This is a genomic window from Duganella sp. Dugasp56 (genome assembly GCF_047304105.1).
Classification (GTDB): Bacteria; Pseudomonadota; Gammaproteobacteria; order Burkholderiales; family Burkholderiaceae_D; genus Rugamonas; species Rugamonas hordei.
On the sequence record NZ_JBGLYQ010000040.1, the window covers coordinates 55,980 to 66,874 of the forward strand.

General features: G+C 64.2%; 8 protein-coding genes. 5 read left to right on the plus strand and 3 right to left on the minus strand.

Annotated features, from left to right (window positions below; translation table 11 throughout):
* Positions 1–76 precede the first annotated feature (76 nt).
* Positions 77–355 carry a hypothetical protein gene (locus ACCD07_RS24575; protein ID WP_413448864.1) on the plus strand — a complete coding sequence of 93 codons (279 nt, stop codon included), beginning with the start codon at positions 77–79 and terminating at the stop codon, positions 353–355.
* Between the two features lie 118 nt (positions 356–473).
* Here ACCD07_RS24575 and ACCD07_RS24580 read toward each other — a convergent pair whose 3' ends face one another.
* From ACCD07_RS24580 to ACCD07_RS24590, 3 genes are all read right to left on the minus strand, one after another.
* On the minus strand, positions 474–2,876 hold the full coding sequence (locus tag ACCD07_RS24580; RefSeq protein ID WP_176652171.1) for a TonB-dependent receptor: 2,403 nt from the start codon (positions 2,874–2,876) through the stop codon (positions 474–476).
* A gap of 111 nt (positions 2,877–2,987) precedes the next feature.
* Positions 2,988–5,183, minus strand: a complete 2,196-nt coding sequence (locus tag ACCD07_RS24585; protein ID WP_413448865.1) for a glycoside hydrolase family 88 protein — start codon at positions 5,181–5,183, stop codon at positions 2,988–2,990.
* Between the two features lie 37 nt (positions 5,184–5,220).
* The gene (locus ACCD07_RS24590; RefSeq protein ID WP_176652173.1) at positions 5,221–6,036 is read right to left on the minus strand and encodes an NAD-dependent epimerase/dehydratase family protein; all 816 of its coding nucleotides are present in this window, start codon (positions 6,034–6,036) and stop codon (positions 5,221–5,223) included.
* An 87-nt stretch (positions 6,037–6,123) separates the two neighbouring features.
* Here ACCD07_RS24590 and ACCD07_RS24595 point away from each other — a divergent pair, with 87 nt between their 5' ends.
* The 4 genes from ACCD07_RS24595 to ACCD07_RS24610 all read left to right on the plus strand — a co-directional run.
* Positions 6,124–7,116: a LacI family DNA-binding transcriptional regulator gene (locus ACCD07_RS24595; RefSeq protein WP_413448866.1), complete on the plus strand. Its 993-nt coding sequence runs from the start codon at positions 6,124–6,126 to the stop codon at positions 7,114–7,116.
* A 98-nt stretch (positions 7,117–7,214) separates the two neighbouring features.
* The gene (locus ACCD07_RS24600) at positions 7,215–9,119 is read left to right on the plus strand and encodes a hypothetical protein (RefSeq protein WP_413448867.1); all 1,905 of its coding nucleotides are present in this window, start codon (positions 7,215–7,217) and stop codon (positions 9,117–9,119) included.
* 7 nt (positions 9,120–9,126) lie between these two features.
* On the plus strand, positions 9,127–9,507 hold the full coding sequence (locus ACCD07_RS24605) for a 5-carboxymethyl-2-hydroxymuconate isomerase (RefSeq protein WP_413448868.1): 381 nt from the start codon (positions 9,127–9,129) through the stop codon (positions 9,505–9,507).
* An 18-nt stretch (positions 9,508–9,525) separates the two neighbouring features.
* The coding region (locus ACCD07_RS24610) for a glycoside hydrolase family 2 protein (protein ID WP_413448869.1) at positions 9,526–10,895 on the plus strand (1,370 nt) is incomplete at its 3' end.

A 10,895-nucleotide genomic window follows, 5' to 3' on the forward strand; every position in this document is an offset into this window, starting at 1 on the left:
AAAAATCTCACGAAAGGCGTGTATGTACCGATTGATTTCCCTCCTTCCAGTGGTTGCGTTGGCCTCTGGCTGCGCCATGGCGCAAGCGCCCAAGCCCATCGAGGACGTGGAACCGGAGGTGACCAGGGAGGTGGCCGCGGCTATCGCGAAGCAAGCCGCCGGTCCGGAGGCCGACGGCGCCGCGCTGGTGCGCGCCTGCCCGGCCGCGCCGCCGCTGGAACTGCTGAAGCGCAGCGTCGACGGCGAGGAGCGCACCTATGTCTACCGCGCCCGCTGCGGCAGCGCGCTGCTGGTCACCGCCACCTACGGCAAGAACCGCGCGATCAAGCGCCTGCAGGTGACGCCGGAAAAATAAAAAAAAGCCCCCTGGCCGCGCATAGGGGAGGCGGACAGGGGGCGAAAAACCGGTGGCTGCTGTGCGGCCGCAAGCCGGTAAGAGGGAGATGCGAGGTGATGCCTGTGCTACTAAACTCTTAGAACGTCATGTCCAGGCGGGCGCCGAAGTAGCGCTGGAAGTCGCGCGGCGGCAGCCACTCGGTGGTATTGACCACCAGCGGCGTGTTGGGCGCCTTGCTGCTCCAGTTGCTGTTGGCATAGCCGTTGTTCAGGCCTGCCGCGTAGCGCTTGTCGAACAGGTTGTTGACCAGGAAGGTGAACTTGTAGCGGTCCTGCTTGTCCTTCACGCCGACGCTCAGGTTGGTGATGCTGTAGGCCCCCTGGACCGTCATCGGATCCTGGCTCAGCGAGAACTGCGTGCGGCTCTGGTAGCGCGTGGTGGCCGCGACGAAGCCGTTGAAGCTCTGCGACGGCAGCACCACGTCATACTGGCCGCCCAGGTTGACCTTGATCTTGGGCGCGTTCGGCAGCGTCTTGCCGGCCAGATTCTGCACATTGGTGTTGTTGTACTTCGGGCTGTTGGCGCAGCCCGGTCCCGGCACGGTGCCGGTGCCGGTGGCGTTCAGCACGTTGTAGCAAGGGCCGTTCTCGAACGATTGCACGGTCGCCTCGGTGTAGGCGAAACTGCCGTTCAGCTGCAGCTCGCGGGTCACGCGGATGCTGCCCTCGACTTCCACGCCCTGGGTGCGCAGGCCGCCGATGCTGTTCAAGCCGGTGCGGTAGGTGCCGTCGGCGTCGAAGAAGCTCGACGATTGCTGGAAGTTCTTGAAGTTGGTGCGGAACAGCGCCGCGCTGAACATCGCGCGGTTGTCCAGCAGGCTTTGCTTCAGGCCGATCTCGTAGCTGCGCGCGGTTTCCGGCTTGACGGCCGGCAGCTTGGCGGTGGCGGCGGTGAAGCCCGACGTCAGGTCATAGGCCACGCCCTTGTGGCCGGTCGAGGCCATGCCGTAGACCATGCTGTCCTTGTTGATGCGGTGCTCCAGGCCCAGCTTGCCGGTGAAGCTCTTGTCGTTGTCTTCCTTGTGATAGAACTCGGTCTGCGCGAACGATTGCGGCGGCACCGTGTAGCGGCGGAAGTTATAGCCGGTGTCTTCGTCGTTGTAGCGGCCGCCCAGGATCAGGCTGGTGTTCGGCACGAAATCCCACGAACCCTGGCCGTAGATGGCCTTGCTGATGTTCCACGCGTCGGCGCCGTACGAGGTACCGTAGGCCTGGATCAGCGGCGCCTTGGTCAGCTCGCGGTTGAGCCAGTTCTTGCCGTACCACAGGCCGGCCACGTAGCGCACCGCGCCCTTGTCCGGCGAGGTCAGGCGCAATTCCTGGGTGGTCGAATGGACGTCGAACGAGCCGTACTGGAACAGGCCGCCGTGCATGCCGGTCGGCTTGCCGTTCGGCAGCAGCAGGAAGGGCAGGATGTCGACGTCGGTGTTGTCGTTGTCCTGGTAGTCGTCCATATGGTAGCGGCTGTAGGACGAGATCGAGCTCAGCGTGTGGCCGGCCAGCGGACCGTTCGGATCGAAGGCCCAGTCCAGCTTGACGCCTGTGCCCACGTCATGGAACTTGCCGCCGGTCGGGTAGTCGTTGCGCACGTCGCGGTTGCCCGGGCCGATGTTGATGCCGGCCAGCACCAGCGAGACCGGCAGCTGCGGCGCGTTGCGGTAGATGCCTCCCGGCGACATGTAGCTGTAGGCGCTCGAGCAGCAGAACTTCTCGGTGCGGTTGTAGTGCGGAGTCAGCGTGACGGTCAATTGGTCGATCGGCGTCCACTCCAGCTTGCCGCTGAGGTTGTCGCCCTTGCTGCCGTTCAGGTGGCCGCCGGTGGTCAGGTCGTTCAGGGTGCCCTGGTAGCTGGTCTTGCTGGCCGCCAGGCGCATGCGCAGGTTGTCGGACACGGAGCCGCTGACGCTGAAGCCGCCGCGCCATTCATGGTCGTCGGTGATGTAGGTGCTGACGTTGGTCTTGATCGGGCCGCCGATCGGCTTGGTGGTGATGTTCAGCGCGCCGGCGATCGAGCTCTTGCCGAACAAGGTCGATTGCGGGCCCTTCAGCACTTCGATGCGGTAGACGTCGGCCAGGTCCTTGAACGCGCCGGCCTGCATGCCGAGCGGGATATCGTCGACGATGACCGACACGTCGGCCTCGACGCCGATGCCCAGCGAGAAGGTGCCGATGCCGCGCATATTGATGCTGAAGTTGCCCGGCTGCGTGCCGTAGGACAGCGTCAGCGCCGGCGACAGCGACGGGATGTCTTCCAGGTCGCGCACGTTGGAGCGCTGCAGCACGGCGTCGCCCAGCACGGTGATCGAGGCCGGCACGTCCTGCAGGTTTTGTGCGCGCTTGTTGGCGGTGACGACGACGGATTCGAGCTTGCCGCTGTCGACGGGCGTGGCCTGCTGGGCGGAAGCGGTGTGGGCTGCTGCCAGCAGGGCGAGTGCCACTGCGGCCGTGATGGGTCGCAGCGTCGGTAAGGATGATTGCATGATGTCTCCAGAAATATTATTAAGTACTATTAAACTGCTTTGTGGAAGCGCTACCATTCAGGCTTAAAAAATACGCCGGCGGGCGCGCGGACCGCCGGCGGTGATGCAGAACTATTTCAAGCTGACCTTCAACGGCGCCTTCAGCTTCTGCGCGTAGTTGCGGACATAGGCTTGCCAGGCGGCGCCGTCGGCGAAGTCGCCGCTCTTGCTCCAGCCGGCGCCGAAGTAATAGACGAAGGGCTTGCCCGGCTGCGCGGTACCGAGCGTCAGCTGCTGCTTGTCGGCGACGGCGAAGCCGCTGGCGCCGGCCGGCAGGATCACGCCGCAGCCGGTGGTGCCGTCTTCGCCGTGCTGCGGCTCCCAGTAACTGGCCCAGCCGCCGGCTGCGTCGGTGACGTATTCGCCCGGCTGGTCGCGCTGGACGATGCCGACGCCGACCGTCAGCGGGCCCTTGCCGGTGGCGGTGTACTTGCTTTCCACGCGGGTCATGTTGGAGCCGGCGTCGATCGAGTAGCGCTTCACTTCCGACACCATGCGGCCGCTGCCCGCGTCCCACTTGCCGAAACTGAGTTCGAACACGGAGCGCAGCGGGCCGTCCGCCAGCACCTTCCAGCTCTGGTAGTTGGACGAGTTGTGCAGCGCATTGTCGGTATAGACGGTGGTGCCGCCGCAGCCGCGGTTCTGGCCCACGTGGTAGTAGTCCAGGCCTTCGCCGTGGTCCTTGTGATACTCGCCGTTCTTGTACCATTTATCCACCACCGGGTAGCGCACCTTCTTGACCCAGACGTCGACGCCGCTGCTGATCAGGTGTTCCTTCGGATCGTTGATGATGGACGGGCCGTAGACGCGGTGGACGATGCGGTCGCTCTCCCAGGCGAAATCGTCGAGGCGCTCCGGCACGAAGCGGGCGTGCGTCTTGACGTCGGCCGGCGGCACGGCGGCAAGGCGCTCGGCCGGCAGCACCAGGTAGCGGTGCGTGTCGCCGGCGGGCAGGTTGACCGAGAACAGCAGCTGCTTGCCGATCACTTGCGAATTGAGGATGGCGGAGGTGGAGGCGTCCATCACCACGGGGGCTTTGAGACCCGATCCCAGCGCCACTTCCACCAGCTCGTCGCCGCGCAGACCGTCGGTGCCGTTGGTCACGGTGACCGTCTGCGGCTTGGCCTTGTCCAGCACCGCCATGCGATACACCTCGCTGCCGGCCAGCAGGAAGCCGCCGACGCCATAGACTTCGGTGGCGCTGTCGTCGAAGACCTTCGGCGCCAAGCCGATAGGCTGCACGTGGGTCAGCTTGCCGTCGGCCTGCACGTTGGCCACCAGCGCGGTCCAGGCTTTCTGCACCGCCGGCTTGTAGGCCTTGGCGTCCAGCAGGCCCTGGTTGACGCCCCAGGCGAAGGCGTAGGCATACAGCGCCGAGCCGCTAGATTCCTTCATCGGGTAGCTGTCCGGATCGAGCAGGCTGGCGCGCCACAGACCATCGGCCTGCTGCAGCTTCAGCAGCCGTGCCGACATATCCTGGTACTGCTGGACGAAGCGCGGACGGTCCGGATGGTTGACCGGCAGGTACTGCAGCATGCGCACCAGGCCTCCCATCACCCAGCCGTTGCCGCGTCCCCAGTAGACCTTCTTGCCGTTGGCCTCGCGCTTGTCGAAGTAGTTCGAGTCGCGGAAGTACAGGTGCTCTTCCTTGTCGTACAGGTAGTCCGAGGTGACCCACCATTCGCTGACGGCGAAGTCCAGGTAGCGCTGGTCGCCGGTGACGGCCCACAGGCGCAGCCAGGTCGGAGGGCCCATGAACAGCGCGTCGCACCACGACCAGCGTTCCTGGTTGCCCTTGACGGTGAACTCCAGCGTGCCGCTGCGGCGGTTGGCCAGGATGTCGTCGAAGCTGGCGCGCATCGGCGCGATCATCTTCCGGTCGCGCATCTGCAGATACAGTTCGGCGTAGGTCTGGCCGATGATGTGGTCGTCCGCGTGGTAGTGGTTGGGACCGAGCTTCCATTCGTTCTTTTCGCCGACGGCGATCATGGCGTCGCGGTATTTGCGGTCGCCCGAGATGCCCACCAGGGCCATGAAACCGGTATCGCCCACCGCCTGCGTCCAGTCGTCGATGCGGTGCTTGCTGGGGTTGGCCAGCTGCCAGTCGGCCACGCGCTCCATCGCGTTCAGCACCGCCTTCGGATTGATGGCGGCCGACGGCGCGGCCGCTTCGGTGGTTGGCGCTTCGGCGGCAAATGATGGCATTGCGGGCAGTGCGGCCGCCGTGAAGGCGGCCAGCACGGCGGCGTGCAGATAGGTTGGTTTCATGTGGGCGTCTCGTTTATATTTTTTTGAGGGTGCGGCGTTATTTGTACATCGGTCCCGCGGTGACGAACGGGCCGCCCTGGTAGACGGTCGGCGCGTCGTCCTTGGCCGGATAGTCGGCGTTGTTCGGGAAGCTGGCGGCGAATTCGCTGGAGCTGTGCTTCGGCGCGTAACCCAGGTGCGAAGCGTGCTTGTTGTCCCACCACTTGGTCGGATTGTCCGAGGTGCCGAAGGTGATCGTGTGGCCGACGCGCGGCGTGAACAGCGAGCAGCGGATCAGTTCCACCAGGTCGTCGTAGGCCAGGTAGGTCACCATCATGCGCGAGTTTTTAGGCTCGGGGAACGAGGAACCGATGCGCAGGCAGACGGTCTCGGTGCCGAAGCGGTCGTAGTAGTAACGCGACAGCGCCTCGCCGAAGGCCTTCGACACGCCGTAAAAGCCGTCCGGGCGCAGCGGCATGCTGGCGTCGACCAGCTGCGTGGTTTCGTAGAAGCCGACCACGTGGCTGGAGCTGGCGTAGATCACGCGCTTGACGCCGCATTTGTGCACCGCCTCGTACAGGTGGTGCAGGCCGAGGATGTTGGCGTTCATGATAGGCTCGAACTTGTCTTCGACCGAAATGCCGCCGAAATGCAGTACCGCGTCCACCCCTTCCATCATTTTCAGGACGGCGTCGCGGTCGCCCAGGTCGCCGATGACGATTTCCTCGCCCTCGGCCGCCGGGCCGAGATCCTTGACGTCGTTCAGGCGGACGACATCGGCCCATGCCTTGGCGCGCTCGCGCAGGACGGTGCCCAGGCCGCCGCCGGCGCCGGTCAGGAGTATGCGTTTGAATGGTTTTACACTAGAAGTCATGGCTTGCTTTTATATGGTTGAGGAGTTAGGCTTGGTTAAACGTTTAATCAGCAGTATAACGAAAATATTTTCAAGGTCAATCGCTTCATGAAAAAACCTATCCCCACGATCCGCGATGTTGCAGCCGCCGCAGGCGTCTCTACGGCTACCGTGTCCAAATTCGTCAACGGCGCGCAGCGGTTTTCGCCGGCGGTCGAGGCGACGATGACGCAGGTGATCGCCGATCTGGGATACCGTTCGAATCCGCTGGCGCGCTCGATGATCACCGGCCGCACCATGAGCATCGGCCTGTCGGTGCTGGACGTGGGCAACCCCCACTTCACCGGCGTGGTCAAGGGGGCCAACCGGGTGGCGCAGGCGCACGGCTACACGCTGCTGCTGGTCGACACCGAGGAAAACCCGGACCGCGAGCGTCCCTTGCTGGAGGCGCTGAGCCGCCGCGTGGACGGCATGATCGTCATTTCGCGCATCCCCGAGGCGGAGATGGACTGGATCGTCGCGCTGGAAAAGCCGCTGGTGTTCTTCGGCCGGCTGGCCACGCGCGACCTGCCGTGGGTGGCTGGCGACGACCATCGCGGCGCCTGCATGCTGACGCGCCACCTGATCGCGCTGGGCCACAAGAAGGTGGCCTACCTGGGCTTCTCGAAATCGCGCCGCGACGAGGAGCGGCTGGCCGGCATCCGCGAATGCCTTGCCGCGCAAGGGCTGCAGCTGACCGTGTACGACGGCGCCGCGCCGTCGTCGGAGGAGGGAGAGCGCATGTGCTCCTCGATCATGCTGGGCTCGGGGCACCCTGATGCGCTGATCTGCTACAACGACTTGATGGCGCTCGGCTTCATGAAGGCCGTGCAGACGCTGGGCTTCCGCCTGCCGGTCGACATTTCGGTGGCTGGCTTCGACAATATCCGCTTCGGTAACTACACATCGCCGCCGCTGACCACCGTCGACCTGCAAAGCGAGCGCCTGGGCGCGGCGGCGATGGAGCAGTTGATCGCGCGGATCCGCGGCGAGCCGGCCGGCTTCAGCCTGATCGAACCGCAGCTGATACTGCGCGGCTCCACGCAGAACCGCAACGGCTGAACCGGTTTTTTTTCGCGCAAGGCTTTACCTGTCCGGCAAAATCAAATAACATCAGTTAAACGTTTTCCATAAAATTACCAATCTGAGACGCCCACCCCATGACTTCCACCCGATTCCGCCTGAGCGCGATTGCGCTTGCCATCCTCACCGCCACCGCCACCGGCGCCGCCGTCGCGCAGACCGCCGCGGTATCCGCAGTGACATCGCCGGCCAGCTACGTGCCGCCGCTGGCGGCCGCGCCGATGAACCGCATCGTTCAGGACAACGCCTACAAGCAGCTGGACTACTTCTTCAAGAAGCTGGTCGCGGAAAAGGAGGCCGTCATCATCGACGGCTATGCGCCGTTCAAGTCGGGCGACAAATTCCTGCCGGGTAAAGTCGCGGCGGGCCTGGGCCACGTGCTGCTCAACAGCGCCAAGGACGACCCGTCGCTGCCGCAGCGCCTGCGCGACTACCGCGACATCGCCGACATGACGGTCGGCATGGACAACCACACCTGGGGCATCTACTACTACATCGGCACGCTGGTCAAGCTGAAGGAGGCGGGCCTGCTGGAGCAGGCCGTCAGCCCGGCCACGCTGGAGAAACTGCGCAAGCAGCTGGACTGGCGCACCTTCGTCACGGTGCCGCAGTATGAGCTGATCAACCTGCCGACCAACTACTACGGCGTGGCGTTCAGCATCGCGCGACTGCGCATGCTGATGGGCTGGGAGGACGACAGCGGCGCCAAGATCCTGCTCGACAGGATGCTCACCCACTACAAGAAATACTCGGGCAAGTTCGGCTTCTCCGATGAAACCGACGGCGAGGGCCGTTTCGACCGCTACAGCATCCTGCTGATCGCCGAGATCTGCGAGCGCTTCCTGGAAACCGGCCTTGAGCCGACGCCGGAACTGAAAGGCCTGCTGCGCAAGGCGGCCGACATCGCCCTCAACGTCGGCAACACCGCCGGCGACGGCTTCAGCTTCGGCCGCAGCCTCGGGCCTTACGGCGAAACGGCGCTGGTCGAGATACTGTCCGTGTCGGCCTTCCTCGACGTGCTGACGCCGGAAGAGAAGCAGTATGCGTATGCCTTCTCGTCGCGCGTGGCCGCCCGCTACATGGACTTCTGGTACGACCCGGGCATGAATTCGCTGGACATGTGGGGCAAGGGGCGCCGCACCGACGCCTATCGCGGCAAGCACCGCATCCTTGGCGAGAACTTCTCGCTGCTGCACCAGCTGATCTACACCAACGACACCTGGAACAAGGCCGGCATGAAGGACGTGGCGCCGAAGGCCGACCTGCAGGCGTGGCTGGACAAGAACCGTCCGCAGTTCAGCACCACCACGTTTGCGCAGGGCGAATACGACCGCGCGCTGACGATTTTCCGCGATGGCAAGCACATCGTCAGCCTGAACATCATCAACGGCGGCAGCAGCCAGCATGACAACAGCCCTTACTATCCGCTGCCGTTCGCGCCGGGCATCGTCTCCGGCGTGGCCGACAGCGGCGGCACGCATGCGCAGCTGCTGCCGAAGTTCACCATGGCCGACGGCGCGCAGCTGATCGGCGCGGCCTGGATCAAGGACATCAAGACCCGCCAGGACGGTCAGCGTTACACTGTCAGCTATCGCCAGGATGAGCTGGACCGCCTAGGCAAGAAGGGGCCGGTCAAGGACAACCGCATCAAGCTGCAGAGCACTTACACGCTGGAGCACGGCCAACTGACCCGCAACGACGTCTACACGCCGGTGGGAACGCAGGAAGTAGACAAGGTGGTGCTGGAATTCGCTTCGTTCTCGGAGCAGCCGACCATCAAGGGCGGCACAGTCACTTTCGCCAAGGGCGACGTCGGCGAGTACAGCGTCGCCGGCCTGCAGAAGTGCGAAGTGGCGCCGACCAATGGATCCAAGGATTTCATGGCACCGTACGGTGCCATGAAGTCGCTCGTCACCTGCAGCACCGGCAAGCTGACGATGAAGGAACCGTTGACGATCAAGTGGACCATCAAGTACCAGTAAGGACATCATGCCGCACCTGAAAATCGAATACACCGCCAACGTGGACCAGCACGCCGACATCGGCGCTCTGTGCAAGACGCTGTCGCATACGCTGGTCACGCTGAAGGATGCCAATGGCGCACTGGTGTTCCCGCTGTACGGCACCCGGGTGCTGGCTTATCCGGCGGCGCAATACGCGGTGGCCGACGGCGAGCAGGGACGCACGTTCGTCTACATGAACATGCGTATCACGCCCGGCCGCAGCAATGAACTGGTGACGGCGGTCGGCGACGCCGTGCTGGCCGCCGCCAACGAGTATCTGGCACCGGTGCTGGGCAAGCTGCCGCTGCGCCTGACGTTGCATATCGACGCCACGCCGCCGGCATACGAAGGTAAATTCAGTAGCTAATAAAAAATTGGAGACACGATGCGCAGTATGTTGAAGCTGTTGTTGGTATCGGGATGCCTGTCGGCGCTTGCCGCCGCATGGGCGCAGGACGACCAGGCGCCGGGCCAGGCGTTGGTGGTACCGGCCGCGCGCGCGGGCATGGTCCCGGCAGTGCAGTCGACGCAGCCGCCGACGCTGCATAACATCTACGGCCGTAGCCACCTGCTGCTCGACGGCCGCTGGAACTACATCATCGATCCCTACGAGGCCGGCTACTACAACTACCGCCACCAGCCGTTCGACCAATCCGCCACCGGTTCCGGCGGTTTCTACGACGACCGCAAGCCCAAGGACAAAGGCGAATCGGTGGAATACAGCTTCGACGGCTCGCCGACGCTGGCCATTCCCGGCGACTGGAATTCGCAGAACGCCAAGCTGGAGAACTACGAAGGCACGGTCTGGATGCGCCAGCAGTTCCAGTCCGATCCCAAGGAAGGCAAGAAGTACTTTCTCTACTTCGGCGCCGTCAACTATGAAGCGCACGTCTACCTGAACGGCCGCAAGCTGGGCAGCCACAAGGGCGGCTTCACGCCGTTCCAGTTCGAAGTCACGGGCCGGCTGCTGAAAGGCCAGAACACCGTCATCGTCAAGGCCGACAACACCCGCCACCAGGATGACATCCCGACTTTGAATACCGACTGGTGGAACTACGGCGGCATCACCCGCGACGTGCTGCTGGCCGAAGCGCCGGACACCTACATCGCCGACTACCAGATCCAGCTGGCCAAGGGCGACATGGGCCGCATCGAAGGCTTCGTGCAGATGAGCGGCGCGCAGCGTTCGCAGGACGTGACGATCACCATCCCCGAGGCGGGCGTCAAGGCCACCGTGCACACCGGCGCCGACGGCCGCGCCGCAGTCAGTATCCCGCTGGCGAAGAACAAGATGCGCTACTGGTCGCCGGAAGATCCCAAGCTGTACACCGTCACCATCGCCGGCGCCACCGACAAGCTGAACGACCGTATCGGCTTCCGCACCATCGAAACGCGCGGCCAGGACCTGCTGTTGAACGGCAAGTCGGTGTTCCTGCGCGGGATCTCGCTGCACGACGAGAACCCCTTGATACCGGGCCGCCTGCGCGGCGAGGGCGACATGCGCATGATGCTGCAGTGGGCCAAGGAGATGAACTGCAACTACGTCCGCCTGGCGCATTATCCGCACAGCGAGGAGATGATCAGGCTGGCCGACGAGATGGGCATCCTGGTCTGGGCCGAGGTACCGGTGTACTGGACCATCTCGTGGGAGAAGCCGGAAGTCTACGTCAACGCCCACCAGCAGCTGACGGACCTGGTCACGCGCGACAAGAACCGCGCCAGCGTCATCATCTGGTCGATCGGGAATGAGACGCC

What these genes read in the sequence shown, in the direction of transcription:
- ACCD07_RS24590 (WP_176652173.1), bottom strand. Translation starts at nt 6,036, where the DNA reads ATGACTTCTAGTGTAAAACCATTCAAACGCATACTCCTGACCGGCGCC.
- ACCD07_RS24600 (WP_413448867.1), top strand. Translation starts at nt 7,215, where the DNA reads ATGACTTCCACCCGATTCCGCCTGAGCGCGATTGCGCTTGCCATCCTC.
- ACCD07_RS24605 (WP_413448868.1), top strand. Translation starts at nt 9,127, where the DNA reads ATGCCGCACCTGAAAATCGAATACACCGCCAACGTGGACCAGCACGCC.
- ACCD07_RS24575 (WP_413448864.1), top strand. Translation starts at nt 77, where the DNA reads ATGGCGCAAGCGCCCAAGCCCATCGAGGACGTGGAACCGGAGGTGACC.
- ACCD07_RS24585 (WP_413448865.1), bottom strand. Translation starts at nt 5,183, where the DNA reads ATGAAACCAACCTATCTGCACGCCGCCGTGCTGGCCGCCTTCACGGCG.
- ACCD07_RS24595 (WP_413448866.1), top strand. Translation starts at nt 6,124, where the DNA reads ATGAAAAAACCTATCCCCACGATCCGCGATGTTGCAGCCGCCGCAGGC.
- ACCD07_RS24580 (WP_176652171.1), bottom strand. Translation starts at nt 2,876, where the DNA reads ATGCAATCATCCTTACCGACGCTGCGACCCATCACGGCCGCAGTGGCA.